Consider the following 18,287-nt stretch of genomic DNA (forward strand, 5'->3'; position numbering starts at 1 on the left):
ATGGTTACGCATGCAGTTGACGCCTCGGTCAACCAGTGGGGAAACGGCCTGGCCGTTCGGATCAGCAAAGCCGTTGCCAAAGCGGCGGGAGTAGTGGAAGGAACGCGCGTACGCATAACCGCGCAGGAAGGGCGTATCATTGTCGAGAAAATTGAGCCGACGCCCTCGCTCGATGCCATGCTCGCCGCATTCGATCCCGAACGGCATGGTGGTGAAGCAATGGCGCTCACGCCTGTCGGCAAAGAGGTACTTTGATGACGGCCGCCGCACCGGTCGCCTGGTGCCCGGATCGGGCCGACATCATCTACATACAGCACAGTCCGCACGCCGGCAAAGAGATGCCGGGTTTACATCCCATGCTGGTGTCATCGTCCCGTGCATTCAATGAGCGTACCGGTATCGTCATCGGCTTTCCCATGACACACGCCGAATTCAACAAGGACAATCCTTTCGCTGTCGCAGTTCAAGGGCCGAACAAGGAAATTGGCTACGTCCTGGCATTCCAGCCAAAATCATTCGACTGGCGCGAACGCAAGGCTGGACGCCATCCATGGGGTGGCGGTCATGATGCGGTCCTGGCAGCTGCGCATGCCAAACTTGACGCTATCTGCGGCATTAGCCAACCATGACCAAGATAATCGCCCCCGCCGCCCTGAGCAGGACTGGAGCATTAACAACGGCTGGCTGGTGACCGATGTGACGCGCGATCTCGCAGGGGACTTCGGAACGCAACGCCAGCGAAGGCAAGAACGGCCAAAAACTTGCCAGCTTCAAATTCCTTCGGCTGAACAACAAAATCAACGTCCCACCCGCCCTGCCCCAGCCGCGCCCATGAGGCGCCTCATCACATGCAGTCACTTGATTTGAAAAGAAAAACAGTGCCGCTGCTATACTAGAAACTGGGCACTCTGGAGGTATTCACCGTGAAGATCGACTGCCGCATTCTGTCATCCATCAAGCGCCGTTCTGGCGCCGTTGTACTGCGCCGCGACTTGGCTAACTTGGGCCGTCCGCCCCAAGTTTCCGAATCGTTCAAGACGTTGTCACAGCGGATCCCCACAGAAGGAGTGAGTCAATTCGTGGCAAATCTCGCGCGCGAGTCGCGTGTCACTTATACACGTTCCGACGTCGATGAATGGGCTGAAGATGTGACCCGCTTGGCTGGCGACGAGGTGCAATCCGATGCTACCGGGGACTTGCTGGTCGCCCTCAAACGCGCCCGCAAGCTAACCGACCGCGAGATGGCGGCACTTCTCATCAATCATTTGAGGGAAAAGCACCGTGTTCGATCCGTTTAGGGACTTCGAAAAAGCGGGTTATCTACGAAATTTCGAAGGCGAGAAGGATCTGGATATCGTCAAGATGGCCGAACACGAGCTGTTTCGTGCCAATTTATCCGAGGCCGTAATTTATCTCAGGCGGCGAAGGAGCATCACATACGAGCATTTCTGTCGAGTTCATCACCTATTGTTTCGAGGATTGTATCCTTGGGCAGGCTTTGACCGCAGCCAAACGGCGCCCGACTGCGCCATCAGCAAAGGCGACACCATCTTTGCACACCCACAGGATGCGGCGCTTGCCGTGCAGGAAGGTCTGCGATTGGGAAAGGATGCGCGAAAAATGCGCGAGCATCCTGGCGAGGTCATGGGGCTCTTCGCCTTTGCTCACCCGTTTCTTGATGGGAACGGCAGGACAATGTTGCTCGTACATGCAGAACTGTGCCGACGTGCCGGCTTTTCGGTCAATTGGAAGGCTACCCGCAAGGATGATTATTTGCTTGCGCTAGCGCGCGAAATCGCATCACCAGGTAAACGAATTCTGGATCAATACCTGTTTCAATTCATTGACGCGACGGAAACTGGCGCGGCATGGCTAGCCACTGCCGCTGCACTTCCAGGCTTGGGTGGGACCAAGACTCCAGATGAAATTCGGGGCTACTTCAGCGATCCTGCTATTGCCGAAGAATACCGGCAGTTCGAGCATCGACGCGGTTACCAAATTAAGGAGTGACAAGCCTGCGACACGGTGCCACTGCTCTGCGCCAGTGTTCGGCCCGAACCAATGCCACCACTTGCATAGACGAAAAAAAACGGATGCCGTCACCGCACATCCGTTTTTCCTTACCGGCTACGCTTATGCCAGCTCGGTAATGAACTGCTCGCGCGGACGGCGCACTTTTTTCAGGTTCACCAGCCAGTCACCCTCTTCTGCACGATAGCCCAGCGGCAGCATCACGACCGAACGCAGGCCACGCTCACGCAGCTTGAGAATCTCGTCGACCTTGGCCGGATCGAAGCCTTCCATCGGCGTCGCATCGACCTGCTCGGCGGCGGCGGCGATCAGCGCGGTGCCGACGCCGATATAAGCCTGGCGGGCGGCGTGCTGGTAATTGGTTTCAGCGTCGCGCTGCGGGTAGGAGTTCAGCAACTGCTGGCGGTACGCTTCCCAGCCCTCGTTGCGAATGCCGCGCTCTTCATTGACCAGGTCGAACATATGGTTGATGCGGTCGGCCGTATAGTTGTCCCAGGCCGCGAACACCAGCAGGTGCGAGCAGTCGGTCACCTGGGCCTGGTTCCAGGCGTTCGGCTTGATCTGTTCGCGCAGTTCCTTGTTCGTCACCACGAACACTTCGTACTGTTGCAGGCCGCTGGAGCTGGCAGTCAGGCGCACCGCTTCCAGGATGCGGTCGACTTTTTCTTGCGGAACCGCTTTGGTCGGGTCCATTTTCTTGGTGGCGTAGCGCCATTGAAGCGTGTTGAGCAGGTCGGACATGGGGGACTATCTTTCTTGTGATTGAACCGGAATGCGCAGATGATGGCGAACTGATCAATTTCAAGTAGCAAAGCGGGCCTCCTGAGGCTGGCATGCATCCTGCTCATAGTGCTCACGGCGCTTTTGCCGAGAATAGAAACTGGGGCTGGAAATGGACAATGTAAACATCCGCAAACACGTATCGAATCTCCTGGTCGCCTCCGCTGTCATGGCAGTCCTGCCCTGCTACGCGGCGGCCAAACCGGCGGACAAGAGCGAGCGGCCGTCCTGGCTGCTGGGTGCGCTGAGCATCGTCGTCGCCATCGCGGTACGACGTAAAACAGTCAACACTGACGTGTAATTGACACCGGCGGCTGGCCGATTTACATGGAAATGACCACGTAAATTTGCAATCATTCCCAATGTGCAAGATATTGCTGGCGGATGAGCTTCCGCTATGCGAGACTCACCATATCTGTTATTCAATGGCGCTCCCATGCCTGCAACCTGGGCGCACCGCAGGAAAGATATGGAAAACCAAGCCGCCGAAGTCACCGCCCCGCCGCCAGATTGCCCGCAGTTCCAGCATTACCAGATTTTGTCCCGTTTGGGCCAAGGAGGATACGGCGAGGTGTTCGAGGCCTGGGACAGCAAGCTGCGCCGCAAGGTGGCCATCAAGCGCCACAAAGCCTTCGACCCGCTGCGCGACGCCGCCAGCCTGGTCAACGAAGCGCGCCTGACCGCATCGCTGCAGCACCCCGCTTTCGCGCAGATCTTCTCCATCGAAGAGGACAAGGAGTCGCAGGCCATTGTGATGGAGCTGATCGAGGGCCAGACCTGGCGCCAGCTCATCAAGGAAAACCCGCCCGACCTGGCCACCGCGCTGGGCTGGATGGCGCAACTGGCCGAAGCCATGCAGGCCGCGCACGACTCCGGCCTGACGCACGGCGACCTGAAGCCGTCCAACCTCATGCTGGACCCGGCCGGTAAGGTGCGCATCCTCGACCTGGGCCTGGCTTTCCACGACGACGCGCAGACCACGACTTCGGTGATCCAGTTGGAGCAGCAAGGCACTATCGCCTACATGGCCCCGGAAGTACTGCTGGGCGCCATGCCGGGACGGCAGACCGACATCTACGCGATGGGCGTGATCCTGTTTGAACTGGCCACCGGGGCGCGCCCCTTCGCCGCCATGAGCGGCCTGGCGCTCGCTGCGGCGCTAATGCAGTCGACTTCGACTGATTGGGTGTTCCCGGATACTGTACCGGAGGACGTGGTGCAACTGATTCGCGCGATGACGGCGCGCAGGCCCGATCAGCGTCTGGCTACGATGCGCCATGTCGGCCAGCGCGTTGAGACTTGTCATGAACGCCTTGAATTTCGCTTGGCAACTCGCCCCCGCAGAGCAGATGGCGATGCTGAACACTTCGGAAGCAGCGATAGCCGCCGGCCGGCCCTTCTAACCAAACTGTTACGCCAGCGGAGCCTACCCGCAATTGCGGCGGCCGTGCTCGTGCTCGGTGTGGGCAGCTGGCAGTTAGTAGCCAACACGACGCTGCTGGGAGTGCCCGCCCCTACATTCTCCAAAGCTCAGGCAATCTCTCGCGCCTTGACTGCATTGCAACAATTCGAACAACCCGAGCAGCTGGAAGCGGCTGAGCGCGACTTCAGCGCCATCTTGAAAATCGATCCCGACAACGCGGCCGCCGTCGCTGGCATGTCTATGGTCTATAGTTTCCGATACGCCAACGACACACAAGACGAGACATGGCTGCAGCGGGCCGCTGCCAGTGCTCAGCAGGCGATAAAATTGGATAGTCAGCTCGCACTCAGCCACACCGCTCAAGCCTGGGTGTTTGCCAAGCAGGGCAAACATGAGCAATCGCTAAACGAAAGTGAACGAGCGTTAGCGCTTGAGCCAAACCATTATTTTGGTGCCATTGGCAAAGCCGTTGCCCTGAAACGGATGAGGCGCTACGACGAGGCGCAACTGTGGATTGAGTCAGCGCTGCAACGCCATCCTGGTGGCCGCATCTTTGCCGACGAGCTCGGTTCGGTCTTTTTCGAACAGGGGAACTATGCCGCCGCAGAACAAGCATTCCGTCACAGTATCCAATTGCAACCCGACTCAGCCTTTGCCTATGCCAACCTGAACGCAGCACTGCTAAGGCAGAACCGCAGCGAAGAAGGTTTGCGCGCGTTGCAACAGGGCCTGCAAGTACGTCCCAATGGCGTGTTGTACACAAGCCTCGGCAACGCGTTGTTCGCGCGCGGCGAATATGTCGGTGCGGCCGACGCCTTCGAACGCGCTGTCACACCACCGACAGGCAACCCAAACAGCTATCTGCGTTGGGCAAATTTAGGCGACGCGCTGCTTTGGATCCCCGGTCGGACGGATCAGGCGAAAGACGCTTATCAGAAAGCGCTCGAATTGCTGGAGCCGCGCTTGCAGCACACGCCACAAGACGCCACGTTGATGTCGCGAATGGGCCTGTATTCAGTACGCGCGGGTGACACGAAACGGGGCGCAGAGCTGCTCGGCAAGGCCAGCACTTTGGCCCCCGCTAGTCCCGACGTTCACTTTCGCGCTGGTCTGGCATACGAATTGCTTGGCAACAGAGACCTTGCACTGGCTGAGCTTGCGCAAGCAAAAAAGAACGGGTACCCGGCCAGTGCCATTGAATCCGAACCGGACTTGGTGGCGCTACGCAGAGATAGCCGATATTTGTCCCAACCAACTAATGGAGCATCACAATGAGAAACGTCACTCTCACCGTCACTTTCGACATCGACCAGGATAGCCAGCTGCTACAGTGGGGGTTCGAAGCCGATGGCAAACCACTCACAGGTGAAGGTGTGGAGACCGGTCTGCTGGCGTTCAAGCGCCAAGATAAAATCGAGCTGGTGGTACAAGCAAAAAGCAAAAATAACAACCTGAAGCAGGTCAAGATCGAAGATTGCTACATGATCACCACTCCCCGTGCTTTCACGGCTCGCGAAAACCCAGAGCATGCCGGCGAATTTCCTGAACCGTCGCCTTTCGGTGATCACAGCGCTGTGGTTTCCTTTGGCCAAGGTACTATCGAAGGTACAGTCAGCAAAGCGCAATGGCAATCGGACGTAATCCCGGAGTGTACCAACCTAGGGCGCTGGGACATGTCGCTCATTATGACCACCGCCATCAGCCGCACTGGCGACTCGGCATGCCACCCCGAACGCCGCGTATTCGGTTTCGACCCCGAGTGCGAAGTCGGTTCAGGCGTCTGAGCATCTAACCGATACAACTCCCCGCAACAAAACATACCTTTCAACTCAACATACTCAAGGAGTTTTTATGCAGGACAAACGAAACAAGTCGATTTTTGCCAGTTTCAGCGGCATGTTTGCGAACGAGTCATTGGCAAAAAAACCTATACCAGCAATGCGTCCGTTGAACGAAGAGGAATTGCGCGCGGTGGCCGGCGGCCCCGAATGCGACGTAGGCAACGGCAACTGATAAATCCGTCAACTAATGCCGAGCGCACCGAGGTAACGCCGCAGCGCCTCGGCAGGCGTTTTTAGCTGCGCGGCGCAGCGGTCAACGGCACCGCCGTTGGCCGCCATCGCGCTGCGCAGCTCTTCTTCGGCGATTCGTTCTGGGCGCCTGATCAACGGATGTTCTTCCAGCAGCTTGTACATCGTCGGCCGCGAGATGCCCAGCGCCTGCGAAGCACTCAGGATGCGCCAGCCGTTACCGTCCATCGCAGCCAATACTTCGTCGTGGTCCGGCATCGCGCGCCTTCCGCGTCGCAATTCGGGCGGCGCGGCTGAATCCGTCGCCTCCACCGGGATGGTCCGGCCTGGGGATACCGCGCCATAGCCTGCGCCTGAAACCGAACCGGAGCCTGCCGCAGCCGCCCCATCGCCTGAAACGCCCGCACCAGCCGCGCCCGCGCCAGCAATTGCTGCACTGGCCACACTTCCCAAGCCCGCCAACCTCGCAGCGCTGCCCTGCGGCGACGTCAGGCTGCGCGTCAGCGACGACAGCGCCGGCACCTCGCCCATCCTCAGCGACAGCAGCGCGCGCCGCACCGTCTGCGCCAGTTGCCGCACATTACCCGGCCAGTCGTAGCAGGCGCAGTCGCTGGCCAGGGCGAAGGGGAATTCCTCCGGCATCGCCCCGGCCTCGGCCAGGAAGTGCAATATCAGCACGCCAATATCCTCGCGCCGCTCGCGCAAGGGCGTCATCGGAATCACATAGCTTTCCAGCCTGCGCAGCAAGGCGTGGTTGAAGGCGCCTCCGTACACGTCCTGGTCGGTCGCCGCGATCAGGCGCGCGCTGCTGCGCCGGTCGCCCTGCGATCCTACCGGCCGGTAGTCGCCGCTCTCGAGCACCCGCAGCAGCATGGGCTGCACCACGGACGGCGTGTTGCCGATCTCGTCGAGGAACAAGGTGGCGCCGTCGGCCTCGCCGAACAGGCCGGTGCGCGCGGTCTGGGCGCCCGTGTAGGCGCCCTTGGCCGCGCCGAACAGCTCCACCGCCGCCAAGGATTCGTTCAAGGTAGCCATGTTGACCGCCACCAGCGGCGCCGCCGCGCGCGGCCCCATGGCGTGGATGGCGCGGGCCGCCACTTCCTTGCCGCTGCCGGTCTCACCCAGCAGCAGCACGGGCATATTGGTCTGCGCAGCGCCGCGGATCTGCTCGCGCATCATGATGGCGGCGCTGCCGACACCCAGCAGGCCATTCACCGGGTTGTTGCGCGGGAGGCAAGCCGCCCAGTGCAGGCACAGCAGGACGGCTCGGCCCAGGCCCAGCACCGCACCTTCGGCCAGGCGTTCGGCGTCCAGGCTCTGCACGCCCTGCACTTCCGCGCCGTCCAGCTCGACGATCATGCGGCTGTCCGGCGGCGTGATCTCCACCCCGCCCGCCGGCGTACGCACGATGCGCAGCGGCTGGCGCGACACGCCGCCATAACCCAGCGGCAGCCGGTCTTTTCCAGGCCGGCTGAACATCGGCATGAAACGGCCCAACTCAATCACCCTGTCGCCGCTGCCGTCCAGGTACTGTTCGCCTATCCGCGAGGCGTCGGGATGCCACAGCACCGTCAGCGCCAGCACCGGCCCGCCGATCGCGTCTATGTCGCGCAGCGGGGACGTCAGCGTGAAATCGGAATTGTGGAAACCATCAACCAAAGCTCTCTCCTAGTGTAAATGACAATGTAAAGGCCAGACGTTGACATGTCAATTCACAATATTGAATGATTGGAACCGGCACTTCAGGAGGATTTGCCAACATTTCGTGCAGGCATGGCGATTGCTATGAGTAACTAGCAATCATGTATGCAGGAGCAAGAAAATGAAAACGCGCAGCGAATTAACCGACATCCCCCTCAACAGCAGCTATCAGGACGGCCTGTGCACCCAGGTCGCCGTGGTCGGCGCGGGCGCGGCAGGCTTGTACAGTGCCTGGCGCCTGATCACCAGCGGCGGCCGCGAAGGCACCGCCCTGCCCGGCTCGCAAGTGCAGCTGTTCGAGATGGGCGACCGCATCGGCGGCCGGCTGGAGTCGGTCACGCTGCCGGGCATGGACGTGGTGGGCGAACTGGGCGGCATGCGCTACATGGCCTCGCAAACCATCATCGCCACGCTGATCGAGCAGGTCTTCGGCGCCACGCTGAAGAGCGTGCCCTTCCCCATGGGCGAGGACGCCCACCTGCAGGCCTTCCTGCGCAAGCAGCACTTGCGCGCCGACGCCTGGACCCGCGCCCAGTCGCACGGCGACCGCCAGCTGACCCGCTACATGCTCAACGAAGCCGACATCGGCTACAGCGCGGACCAGCTGTTCAACAAGGTGGTGTACGACGTGCTGACCGCCGACCCGTGGTTCAACGAACACTACGCGGACAAGGTCAAGCACTACAACGCCTACGACTACACCTTCGAGCTGACCGCCACCGACTGGAGCGTCATCAAACCCCGGCTGCGCTACTGCTTCGCCGGCCCGTACAAGGACGCGCGTGTCAACGAGCTGGGTTTCTGGAACCTGCTGAAGGACCGCGTCGGACAGGAGGGCTACAACTTCCTGGCCGACGCCGGCGGCTACTATTCCAACACCATCAACTGGAACGCGGCCGAGGCCCTGCCCTATATGGTGGGCGACTTCTCCAACGCCGGCACCGCCTACAAGACCATCGCCGGCGGCTATGACGGCATCGCGTACGCGCTGGCGAACGCCTATCTGGCCGAACCGGGCGCCTGCATCTGGCGCGAGAACCAGCTGCTGGGCTTCACGCGCTCCGCCAAGCCGGGCTACCGCTACACCCTGCACTTCCTGAACCGTCCCGGCCGCGCGCCGTGGAAGGTGCACGCCAACAGCATCGTGCTGGCCATGCCGCGCCACGCGCTGGAACTGCTGGACCAGAACAGCTTCTTCTTCCGCAACGACCAGCTGCTGCGCAACATGGCCGCCGTCACACCCGAACCGGCCTACAAGATCCTGATGGGCTTCGAGCAGCCGTGGTGGCAGCAAGAGTTCGGCGCCAGCGCCGGCCACTCCATCACCGACCTGCCGCTGCGACAGTGCTACTACTTCGGCGCCGATCCGGCCAACAGCCACTCGCTGCTGCTGGCCAGCTACAACGATATGCGCACCACGCCGTTCTGGCAGACGCTGGCGAGCCATCCGCTGCCCTTCATGCCGCGCGCCACAAAAATGGTGTCGCAAGCCGAGTTGAACTGCCTGCAGGACATGCAGGCGCCGCAACGCATGGTCGATGAAGTCTTGCGCGAGTTGCGCGAACTGCACGGCGCCGGGGTCACGATACCGGCGCCCTATGTGACCTGGTACAAGGACTGGTCGGCCGATCCCTACGGCGGCGGCTACCACGCCTGGCAAGCCGGCTACCCGGTGCACCGCGTGATGCCCTTCATGCGCAAGCCCGATCCCGAGGAGGCCATCCACATCGTGGGCGAAGCCTGGTCGGACCAGCAAGGCTGGGTGGAAGGCGCGTTCTGTGTGGCTGAACGCATGCTGCAGGAGCACTACGGACTGCGCCGTCCGGACTGGCTGGACGAGCGCTACTACCTCGGCTACTAAGGGGAAACGAATGAAAGTCAGCTATCTGGTGACGCTGGACCTCTTGCGCAATGAACTGCGCGTGCAGTTCCAGCTTTCGGAACTGGCGCCCGGCGAAACCATGCTGATGACGCCGGCCTGGGTGCCGGGAAACGAGGACTTCGAGAGGTTTGGCCGTGACGCGTTCGACCTGTTCGATGTGCGCGCCGTCTATCCTGCCAGCGGCAAACAGCTTGAGATGCGACTCCACGGCTGGTCGTGCTACACGGTAGAGCCGCGTGGAGAGGCGCTGACGGTGAGCTACCGCGCGCCCGCCTCGCCGATGGAAGCGGGCGTAGGCGCACGCCTGTTGGCCGGCATCAGCGGCGTGCCGCTCGGCTCCCGCTACCTGCGCGTGGCCGCGCACGACGGCCCTTGCCTGGTAAAGTACGACGTGCCCGAGGGCTGGACCGTCCGGCACCCCGCAGTGGCGCGGGCGCAAGGAGGAAACACGTGGGAATATGAAGACTACGAGCAGCTGCTGCGTACGAAGGTATCCTGCAGCCGCCTGCGTGCGTGGGGCGGCGACGGCGATCAGAACCACCGACCCAGCCCGGTAGGGAATTACTTGTAGAACGCTTCGACTTTGCCGCTCAGTTTGATCAGCATCGGACGGCCCTTGCGATCCAGGCTCTTGCCGGCTGCGACTTTGATCCAGCCTTCGCTGATGCAGTACTCTTCGACGTCCAGACGCTCTTTGTCGTTGAACTTGATGCCGATGTCGTGCTGCAGCACGGGCAGGATGTGGAATGGGCTCTTCGGATCGACCGACAGGCGATCCGGCAATGGTGGTGGAGTAGTAGTATCGTTCATAGGCCGCAATTATCCACTAGAAAGCCGATCCAGACAACGCCCCAGCCCGCATGGCGCCTGCCTTATTCGAACACCGGCCGGAAGAAGCTGCGCTCGTAGCTGAGGAAGCAGCGCGTCTCCTCGGCGTAGCGGAACGCGGCCTGGCAGTCCGGGTCGCTCATCGATTTGGTGCGGTACTGCTCGTACTCGGCCAGGCTGGGGAAGGAGAACATCGCCAGCGCGACGTTGCTGACGCCTTCGGACGGCAGGAAGTAGCCGTGGTGCCGGCCGCCGAAGCGCTCCACCAGCGGGATCCAGATTTTGCCGTAGTGTTCGAATTCCGTCAGCTTGTACGGGTCGATGATGTAGCGCAGATAGCAGGTGATCATGGGATGGCAAATTTCTCGGCAAGGCGTTTGATAAAACCGGCGTCCTTCGCTTTCAGGTAGCCGGCGCGTAGGGCCCGCACCGTCGCTTCGGGCGTTTTCAGGCTGGCAGCGATATAGTAATCGTAATCTCCTGGCAACACGATGGTGCGCTCCAGTTTTTCCATCGGCAGCCCCGCGCTGGCCGCCATCACCCGCATCGACAGTTCGGATTCGGCGATCAGTTCCACCCTGCCGGCGGCCAGCTTGCGCACATTGGCCAGGTCGGTGTCGGACAGGTCGATATTCTGCCCCTCCTCCAAGCCCAGCGCTTTCAATTGCTTATGCACGACGTCGCCCCGGTTGGTCGCAATGGAATAGCGCCGCAAGTCCAGCATGCCCTGCACTTTGATATCGGTGCGCGCCGCGAGTTTATACAAATAGACTCTGCGCTTGGCCAGCGGCGCTATCCAATGGAATAGTTTCTCGCGGTCCGGCGTGCGCGTCATGCTGAATATCAGCACGTTGGGCTGCTGCTGCGCCATTTCGTAGGCGCGCGCCCAAGGGTAGGAGGCCATCGCGTAATCCACGCCGGCACCTTCCAGCACCGCCTGCGCCAGTTCGACGCCGTAGCCGGCCAGCTTGCCGTTCTCCGTGTAGTTAAAGGGCGGGAATTCCTCCGTGACCGCCAGCATACGCTCCGCGCCAAACGCGATGGACGCGCTGCAGAGCAGCATGGCGACCAGGAATAGGCGCTGCAAAATCATCAAACTTTCCATTCGGCAATTGACGAAGTGTAAAAATATCACACTTCCGGCTTAACGAACATATCAGATTGCTACGTATTTTCCGAATTTTCCGCTCACAGTTTGTCATTCCCGCGCAGGCGGGAATCCATACAAGGCCTCTGAACACGCAAAATATGGATACCCGCAGGGGCGCAGAGCCCTGCGGGCACGCCAGCTTGTTTTTTTGCAATCCGGCCATATCTACGGCGGCATCGCGCACACGCCAAAAAAGGAAAAACATGAGCAAATCGACCGACACCGCCATCCTCGCAGGCGGCTGCTTCTGGGGCATGCAGGATCTCATCCGCCGCTATCCCGGCGTGCTGGCCACGCGCGTGGGCTACACCGGCGGCGACGTGCCGAACGCCACCTACCGCAACCACGGCACGCACGCCGAGGCGATCGAGATCGTGTACGACCCGGCCGTGATCAGCTACCGCAAGATCCTGGAATTCTTCTTCCAGATCCACGACCCCAGCACGCCCAACCGCCAGGGCAACGACCGCGGCAGCAGCTACCGCTCGGCCATCTTCTACACCAGCCCCGAGCAGAAAAGCGTGGCCGAGGATACCATCGCCGACGTCAACGCGTCCGGCCTGTGGCCCGGCAAGGTGGTGACGGAGCTGGCGCCCGCCGGGCCGTTCTGGGAAGCCGAGCCGGAGCACCAGGACTACCTGGAGCGCCTGCCGCACGGCTACACCTGCCACTTCATCCGCCCGGACTGGAAACTGCCCCAGCGCAGCTAAGGCCGGGCGCCTCATCTCACCTTACCTCACAGGCAGTTGCCGATGATGTAATAGCCCGCCGAGGTCTGCGCCAGCGTGCTCGTGTAGAACGTGTTATTCAGCCCCATGTTCTGGTTCGAGCCCTTGGCCAACGCGTAGCCGCCGCTGTTGACCGCCCTGCCCGCCGTCACGTGCGCGTAGTTGCTCGACGTGGTGGCCGTGCACACGAAGCCGGAGGTGGTGGTGGCGGACACCGGCGCCGACAGCGCGCTTTCCCGCCCCGCTGCAAACGCCGTCACCGCGTAGCTATAGCTGGTCGACGCCGCCAGGCCGCTGTCGGTATAGCTGGTGGCGCTGACAGGCGTGGCGTTGACCTTGGCGCCGTCACGGTACACATGGTAGCCGGTGGCGCCGCTGGCGGCGCTCCAGGCCAGGCTGACGGTCGTGCCGGTCTGGCCCGTGACGGCCAGGTTTGCCGGAATGGCCAAGGGCGGCGGACTGCCGCTGGTGGTGGCGTTCACCGCCGCCGATTCGGCCCCGGTGGAGCCTCCCGCCGTCACCGCCTTCACTGTGTAGCTGTAGCTGCTGCCGGACGCAAGCCCGGTATCGGTGTAGGCCAGCGCAGTGACCACGCTGGCGTTGACCTTGCTGCCCGAGCGGTAGACGTTGTAGCCCGCCGCGCCGGACACGCCGCTCCAGGCCAGCGTCACGCTGTCGTCGGTCACGCCGCTCACGTTCAGGCCGGCCGGCGCCGGCAGCGCGCTGAAGCCGCCCGTCACGCGGTCGACCATGCCCTTGATGGCCGCCATCTGGCGCCCGCTCTTTTTCGCGTAATTGGCGTCGTCATAGCCCCACCAGTCCCAGCAGCCGTTCGGGTTGCCCGTGCTGCTGGGCGCCGTCTGCGGATACAGCATGATGATGTTGTTGGTGTCGGCCCACTTGTTGTAGCCGGTGCTGCGGTAGTACTTGTCCTGGATCTTGGTGGGATCCTGCTGGCAGCCATGCACCACCACGTGCAGCTTGCACTGCTGGTTGCTGCCGCAGCTGGCCGGCACATAGGCCCAGCCGCTGGCGGCCATGCCGTGCGTGGGAGGACTGGCGATGAACTCGGCCTGGTTGTATTCGACAAAGGAGCCGCCCAGCGTGCCGCTGTTCCTGGCGTTCAGCGGTCCGTAGATCCATTTCAGGATTTCGCCGGCAAGGTCGAAATTGCAGTTGTTGATGTAGGGACTGGCCTTGGTGCTGCAGCCGCTGCCGAAGTAGTCGGTCACCATCGCGTGCTCGGACGCCAGGTTGTTCTTGTAGAAGATGTTGGCGCCGGCAATGTAGTTCTTGTAGTAGGTGTCGGCCTCGTTCATCACCAGTTGCTTGACGGTGCTGTCGATGGTGCCGGAGTACAAATACACCTTGGAGTTGGCCAGGTTGCCGGTCGGGTCGATCAAGCCCTGGCTGGCCCAGCTGTTGGTGGTCGACACCAGGGTCGCGGTGGCCGGCTTGCTGATGCTGGTGGCCGCCATGCAGGGCCCGGTCGCGGTGCCGACGGCGCCCTGCGCACAGTAGTAAGGCCCGCCCGCGACGATGCCGGCGCCGGCCTTAAAGGTGGAAGAAAAAGCGACATGCAGCTGCACGGCCATGAAGCCGCCCGACGACAGGCCGGACACCGAAGTCTGGGCGATGTCGACGTTGTAGGACGGTAGCGGCACCGGGGCGGCATGCGCAGGCAAGCCTGCAGCCAACAAGGTGGCAAGAACAAATCGACGGATGCTGGAATGCTCAACTGGATACGCCATTGATAGTCTCCTTTATCGTTGTGTCTGCAACGGCCGCTGCCGGCAGGAGTCCGATATTAAAGGCTAACTTTGTGAATATGACAAAACTGGTATTTTTACCGTATCGGCTGGACGTTGGTTTTCGCACCAGGCTGGCGAAGGAAGGCGCGCCGTTGAAGGACTGCTCCTACATGAACTTGCGAAAGAGACTATAGGAGCGTGAAGTGGATGGGATTACGATAAAAATCCATTCGAAAGGAGCACTCCATGATCAATCGACTAATCACGATGGCGGCGCTGGCGGTGGGCGGCGTGTACGTAGCCAAGCAAATGAAGAAAAGGAAGGCCGGCGCTTCGACGGTGCGCGAATCCATCGTCGTCGACGTGCCGGTAAGGACGGCTTATGACCAGTGGACGCAGTTTGAGGAATTCCCATCCTTCATGGACAGCGTGCACGAAGTTCGGCAGCTCGACAACAAGCGCCTGCACTGGAAGGCCGACGTGCTGGGCAAACCGGTGGAGTGGGACGCCGAGATCGTCGAGCAGATTCCGGACAAGCGCATCGCCTGGCGCAGCACGACCGGCGCGCCCAACAGCGGCGTGGTGACATTCGAGCCGCAGGCTGGGTCGCGCTGCCGCGTGACGCTGCAGATGACGTACGAGCCGCAGGACGCCATCGAGAACATCGGCGACTTGCTGGGCGCGGTGCGTCTGGAAGCGTCCAGCAACCTCAAGCGCTTCAAGGAAATGATCGAGAAGCGCGGCAAGGAAACCGGCGCCTGGCGCGGCACGATACAAAGCCAGGGTCCGTCCCCGACCGCGCACTAAACGACCAAGAAACGAACAAGAAACGACCAAGAAACGACCAAGCCACCCGTGCAAGGCATACGGCACGGATGGCTTTCCCTCCTACTCTTCAGGCATGCCGCGCAGATGCTCGATGTCCGCCACCGCGCTCTTCCAGGTGGCCTCGTCGCCGATGGCGGCCAGCGTATCGAGCGGCAATTCGATCTCCTTCAGCACTTTGCCCTCCAGCGATATCCTGTAGCGCAGGCTGCTGTATTCGATATCGTAGCTTTTGCGCAGGCCTTGCTGCCTGACATAACTTTCCTGTGACATAGCCATGGTTTTTCTCCTTTACCCAGAACCGGAACCCAGTGTAGCAAACACGCCCGGCCGGGGGCGCGGGATTGCCAGTTAAAGCGCCCGCTCATGATGTTTGTCTCAGTGCCCGCCGTGCCCCGTTGGTTTGCGCACCGTCACTTCGATTTCCGGCTTGTTCACCACCGGCATGGTGTGTCCGCCCGCGCTGCTGCTGCGCGCCGGCGGCGGCAGCTCGCCGGTCCATTCATAGGCCACCGTGCCGGCCGGGTGCTTGTACCAGCCCGGGTCGGTGTAGTCGCCGCGCTTCTGGTCCTTGCGCACCTTGAGCACCGTGAACATGCCGCCCATTTCGACGCCGCCGAACGGTCCCTGCCCCGTCATCATGGGCAAGGTGTTTTCCGGCAGCGGCATTTCCATGCCGCCCATGGAGCCGCCCTTGTCGCCCATGACCATGTAGCCGGGCACGATCTTGTTGATTTTCTCGGCCACGCCGCGATGGTCGACGCCGATCAGGTTCGGCACGTTGTGCCCCATCGCGTTCATCGTGTGGTGCGACTTGTGGCAATGGAAGGCCCAGTCGCCGGGGTCGGTGGCGACGAATTCGATGGCCCGCATCTGGCCCACCGCGATGTCCGTGGTCACCTCGGGCCAGCGCGACGCCGGCGGCGTCCAGCCGCCGTCGGTGCCGGTGACGGCGAACTCGTGCCCGTGCATGTGTATCGGGTGGTTCGTCATCGTCAGGTTGCCCACGCGGATGCGCACCTTGTCGCCCTGGCGCACCGGCATGGTGTCGATGCCGGGAAACACGCGGCTGTTGAAGGTCCACAGATTGAAGTCCAGCATGGTGTTGGTCTTCGGCGTGTAGCTGCCCGGCTCGACGTCGTAGGCGTTGAGCAGGAAGACGAAATCGCGGTCCACCGCGTGCAGCGAGGGGTCCTTGGGATGGGTCACCCAGAAGCCCATCATGCCCATCGCCATCTGCGTCATCTCGTCGGCGTGCGGGTGGTACATAAAAGTGCCGGGGCGTTTGGCCACGAATTCGTAGACGAAGGTCTTGCCGGGCGCGATGCCGGGCTGGGTCAGGCCGGTGACGCCGTCCATGCCGTTCGGCAGGCGCTGGCCGTGCCAGTGCACGCTGGTCTGCTCGGGCAGCTTGTTGGTGACGAAGATGCGCACCCGGTCGCCCTCCACCACTTCAATCGTCGGACCCGGCGACTGGCCGTTGTAGCCCCACAGATTGGCCTTCATGCCGGGCGCCAGTTCGCGCACCACCGGCTCGGCGACCAGGTGGAATTCCTTGACGTTGTTATTCATGCGCCATGGCAGCGACCAGCCGTTCAGCGTGACCACCGGGTTGAACGGCCGGCCGTTGGGCGGCGGTGGCGGCACCAGTGTCTTGGCGCTGTCCATCAGCATCGCCTCGGGCAGGCTGGCCGCGCCGGCCTTGCTGACGGCGGCCACGCCGACCGCCGCGGCGCCCGCGCCCTTGAAGAAGTCTCTGCGTGAAATCATGGGGTGGTCCTCGTTTCGGTATTGGTGCCATTGCCGCCGCCGTTGATGGCGGAGTGGAGCCGCGACTCGGCAATCCAGAAGTCGCGCTGGGTTTCGATGGCGGTGTTGACGCTGTTGAGCTGTTCGCGCGAATCGGCCAGCAGCTCGAACACGCTGGCCAGCATGCCGTTGTAGCGCAGCAGGACTTCGTCCGAAATCTGCTTGCGCAGAGGCACCACTTCGTCACGGTAGTGGCGTGCGATGTCGTAGGTGGTGCGGTAGGCCGAATACGCCTCGCGCACTTCGGAACGGGCGCGTACGGCCGTGTCGGTGGTGCGGTGCACAGCCTGCATGTAGACGGCTTCGGCGCGCGCCGTGCCGCTGCTCCAGTCGAAGATCGGCAACTCGAGCGAAATCCCGTAGCCGTTCTCGCGCGGCGCGCCGCTGCTGCTCTTGTTGACGTAGCCCGCGTCGAACACGTTGATGAAGCGGGTGGCGCGGGTCAGGCCGAGCGCGGCGGCGGTAGCTTCGGCGTCGCGCCGGGCGGACAGCACGTCCAGCCGCTGCGACATCGCGCGCGCCTCCGCATTGCCCGGCTCTTGCGGCTGCGCCGGCAGCTCGGGCAGGCGCTCCGGCAGCGTGAAGTTCTGCTGCTCGCCCCACAGGCCGAGCAGGCGGATCAACTGCTCGCGGGTGGCGGTCGCCTCGTGCCGGGTGCGCGCCAGCTGGGTCAGCGCGTCCTGGTGGAAGGCGCGCTCGCGTGCCTGGTCGAGCTTGCTCCAGTTGCCGACCCTGGCCATGTTGCCGGCCAGTTCGGCGGCGGCCTCGGCGGCCCCGCGCACCTGCTCGGCGAACGCGGCCGATTGGGCGGCCGCCACCGCCATATAGTAGGCGCGGCGCGTCTCGGCCGCCAGCTGGACGGCCTGCGAGGCCGCCCGCAGCTTGGATTGCTCGAAGCGTCCCTGCTCGATGCGATGGCGCGCGGGCAGGGTCAGCAGGCCGGCGATGTCGAACATCACGCTGCGGTCGATTTCCTTCTCGCTGCCGCCACGCACACGGCTGAAGCCTATGGCCGGATTGCGCAAGCGGCCGGCCTGCACAAAGTCGGCTTCGGCGACGCCCAGTTCGGCGAAAGACGCCTTCAGCGCAGGACTGTTGAGCAGCGCGATTTGCACGGCCGTGTCGGCAGTGAGCGGCTGGGACAGCAGCGCTTGCAGCTGCGCGGCGTTGCGGTTGTCGGTCTGCGCGGAATCCTTAGTGAAACTGGCGGGCTGCCCGGTGCGCTCTTGCGTCAGGCGCGAGACATCGTTCAAGCCGCCATCGGGGGACAGACTGGCGCAGCCCCCCAGCAAAATAACGGACAGTCCCACTGCGGCGCGGCCCAGCGCAGGCTTGGATGGACGCTGCAT

21 protein-coding genes are annotated in these 18,287 nt (G+C 62.4%); 12 read left to right on the forward strand and 9 right to left on the reverse strand.

Features of this window, described 5'->3' with window-relative positions:
- From ACSQ8Y_RS12745 to ACSQ8Y_RS12760, 4 genes are all read left to right on the forward strand, one after another.
- On the forward strand, window positions 1–255 hold the full coding sequence (locus tag ACSQ8Y_RS12745) for an AbrB/MazE/SpoVT family DNA-binding domain-containing protein (protein WP_436266841.1): 255 nt from the start codon (window positions 1–3) through the stop codon (window positions 253–255).
- Complete coding sequence (locus ACSQ8Y_RS12750) at window positions 255–629, forward strand: type II toxin-antitoxin system PemK/MazF family toxin (RefSeq protein ID WP_436266842.1); 375 nt, start codon at window positions 255–257, stop codon at window positions 627–629. The genes ACSQ8Y_RS12745 and ACSQ8Y_RS12750 overlap by 1 nt, the downstream gene beginning before the upstream one ends.
- A gap of 294 nt (window positions 630–923) precedes the next feature.
- Window positions 924–1,298, forward strand: coding sequence for a hypothetical protein (locus tag ACSQ8Y_RS12755; protein ID WP_436266843.1), 375 nt, complete (start codon window positions 924–926; stop codon window positions 1,296–1,298).
- Complete coding sequence (locus ACSQ8Y_RS12760; RefSeq protein ID WP_436266844.1) at window positions 1,282–2,010, forward strand: Fic/DOC family protein; 729 nt, start codon at window positions 1,282–1,284, stop codon at window positions 2,008–2,010. The genes ACSQ8Y_RS12755 and ACSQ8Y_RS12760 overlap by 17 nt, the downstream gene beginning before the upstream one ends.
- A 123-nt stretch (window positions 2,011–2,133) precedes the next feature.
- On the opposite strand, the gene ACSQ8Y_RS12765 is transcribed toward ACSQ8Y_RS12760, so the two are convergent.
- Window positions 2,134–2,772, reverse strand: coding sequence for an NAD(P)H-dependent oxidoreductase (locus ACSQ8Y_RS12765; RefSeq protein ID WP_436266845.1), 639 nt, complete (start codon window positions 2,770–2,772; stop codon window positions 2,134–2,136).
- 151 nt (window positions 2,773–2,923) lie between these two features.
- Between ACSQ8Y_RS12765 and ACSQ8Y_RS12770 the strand changes: the two genes are divergently transcribed.
- The 4 genes from ACSQ8Y_RS12770 (at window position 2,924) to ACSQ8Y_RS12785 (ending at window position 6,247) form a co-directional block, all read left to right on the forward strand.
- Entirely contained in the window at window positions 2,924–3,112 is a 189-nt protein-coding gene (locus ACSQ8Y_RS12770; protein ID WP_436266846.1) for a hypothetical protein, read from the forward strand.
- Window positions 3,113–3,280: 168 nt separating this feature from the next.
- Window positions 3,281–5,509 (forward strand): protein kinase domain-containing protein, encoded by a 2,229-nt coding sequence (locus tag ACSQ8Y_RS12775; RefSeq protein ID WP_436266847.1) that lies wholly within the window; start codon window positions 3,281–3,283, stop codon window positions 5,507–5,509.
- Window positions 5,506–6,018: a hypothetical protein gene (locus tag ACSQ8Y_RS12780; RefSeq protein WP_436266848.1), complete on the forward strand. Its 513-nt coding sequence runs from the start codon at window positions 5,506–5,508 to the stop codon at window positions 6,016–6,018. Before ACSQ8Y_RS12775 ends, ACSQ8Y_RS12780 begins: the two co-directional genes overlap by 4 nt.
- A gap of 67 nt (window positions 6,019–6,085) precedes the next feature.
- Window positions 6,086–6,247, forward strand: a complete 162-nt coding sequence (locus ACSQ8Y_RS12785) for a hypothetical protein (protein WP_436266849.1) — start codon at window positions 6,086–6,088, stop codon at window positions 6,245–6,247.
- An 8-nt stretch (window positions 6,248–6,255) separates the two neighbouring features.
- On the opposite strand, the gene ACSQ8Y_RS12790 is transcribed toward ACSQ8Y_RS12785, so the two are convergent.
- Window positions 6,256–7,923, reverse strand: a complete 1,668-nt coding sequence (locus ACSQ8Y_RS12790; RefSeq protein ID WP_436266850.1) for a sigma-54-dependent transcriptional regulator — start codon at window positions 7,921–7,923, stop codon at window positions 6,256–6,258.
- A 163-nt stretch (window positions 7,924–8,086) separates the two neighbouring features.
- Here ACSQ8Y_RS12790 and ACSQ8Y_RS12795 point away from each other — a divergent pair, with 163 nt between their 5' ends.
- Window positions 8,087–9,826: a flavin monoamine oxidase family protein gene (locus tag ACSQ8Y_RS12795; RefSeq protein ID WP_436266851.1), complete on the forward strand. Its 1,740-nt coding sequence runs from the start codon at window positions 8,087–8,089 to the stop codon at window positions 9,824–9,826.
- A 10-nt stretch (window positions 9,827–9,836) separates the two neighbouring features.
- Window positions 9,837–10,418, forward strand: coding sequence for a hypothetical protein (locus tag ACSQ8Y_RS12800; protein ID WP_436266852.1), 582 nt, complete (start codon window positions 9,837–9,839; stop codon window positions 10,416–10,418).
- On the opposite strand, the gene ACSQ8Y_RS12805 is transcribed toward ACSQ8Y_RS12800, so the two are convergent.
- From ACSQ8Y_RS12805 to ACSQ8Y_RS12815, 3 genes are all read right to left on the reverse strand, one after another.
- Window positions 10,409–10,657, reverse strand: coding sequence for a DUF3297 family protein (locus ACSQ8Y_RS12805; RefSeq protein WP_436266853.1), 249 nt, complete (start codon window positions 10,655–10,657; stop codon window positions 10,409–10,411). The two genes, ACSQ8Y_RS12800 and ACSQ8Y_RS12805, sit on opposite strands and share 10 nt — an antisense overlap.
- A 62-nt stretch (window positions 10,658–10,719) precedes the next feature.
- Entirely contained in the window at window positions 10,720–11,025 is a 306-nt protein-coding gene (locus ACSQ8Y_RS12810; protein ID WP_436266854.1) for an NIPSNAP family protein, read from the reverse strand.
- Window positions 11,022–11,768 carry a substrate-binding periplasmic protein gene (locus ACSQ8Y_RS12815; protein WP_436266855.1) on the reverse strand — a complete coding sequence of 249 codons (747 nt, stop codon included), beginning with the start codon at window positions 11,766–11,768 and terminating at the stop codon, window positions 11,022–11,024. The genes ACSQ8Y_RS12810 and ACSQ8Y_RS12815 overlap by 4 nt, the downstream gene beginning before the upstream one ends.
- Before the next feature lie 260 nt (window positions 11,769–12,028).
- On the opposite strand from ACSQ8Y_RS12815, the gene msrA reads away from it, so the two are divergent.
- Complete coding sequence (gene msrA, locus ACSQ8Y_RS12820; protein WP_436266856.1) at window positions 12,029–12,535, forward strand: peptide-methionine (S)-S-oxide reductase MsrA; 507 nt, start codon at window positions 12,029–12,031, stop codon at window positions 12,533–12,535.
- Window positions 12,536–12,561: 26 nt separating this feature from the next.
- On the opposite strand, the gene ACSQ8Y_RS12825 is transcribed toward msrA, so the two are convergent.
- A complete protein-coding gene (locus tag ACSQ8Y_RS12825) occupies window positions 12,562–14,304 on the reverse strand; it encodes an extracellular catalytic domain type 2 short-chain-length polyhydroxyalkanoate depolymerase (protein WP_436266857.1) in 1,743 nt (580 codons plus the stop codon).
- Window positions 14,305–14,550: 246 nt separating this feature from the next.
- Between ACSQ8Y_RS12825 and ACSQ8Y_RS12830 the strand changes: the two genes are divergently transcribed.
- The gene (locus ACSQ8Y_RS12830; RefSeq protein ID WP_436266858.1) at window positions 14,551–15,111 is read left to right on the forward strand and encodes an SRPBCC family protein; all 561 of its coding nucleotides are present in this window, start codon (window positions 14,551–14,553) and stop codon (window positions 15,109–15,111) included.
- Between the two features lie 81 nt (window positions 15,112–15,192).
- Here the strand turns inward: ACSQ8Y_RS12830 and ACSQ8Y_RS12835 are convergent, their stop codons facing one another.
- The 3 genes from ACSQ8Y_RS12835 to ACSQ8Y_RS12845 all read right to left on the reverse strand — a co-directional run bounded on the left by ACSQ8Y_RS12835 (window position 15,193) and on the right by ACSQ8Y_RS12845 (window position 18,287).
- Complete coding sequence (locus ACSQ8Y_RS12835; RefSeq protein WP_436266859.1) at window positions 15,193–15,408, reverse strand: hypothetical protein; 216 nt, start codon at window positions 15,406–15,408, stop codon at window positions 15,193–15,195.
- 99 nt (window positions 15,409–15,507) lie between these two features.
- Window positions 15,508–16,899, reverse strand: coding sequence for a multicopper oxidase family protein (locus ACSQ8Y_RS12840; protein ID WP_436266860.1), 1,392 nt, complete (start codon window positions 16,897–16,899; stop codon window positions 15,508–15,510).
- On the reverse strand, window positions 16,896–18,287 hold the full coding sequence (locus ACSQ8Y_RS12845; RefSeq protein WP_436266861.1) for a TolC family protein: 1,392 nt from the start codon (window positions 18,285–18,287) through the stop codon (window positions 16,896–16,898). Before ACSQ8Y_RS12845 ends, ACSQ8Y_RS12840 begins: the two co-directional genes overlap by 4 nt.

Origin of the sequence: Pseudoduganella sp. LjRoot289, from assembly GCF_964252925.1 — a bacterium.
GTDB lineage: Bacteria > Pseudomonadota > Gammaproteobacteria > Burkholderiales > Burkholderiaceae_D > Rugamonas.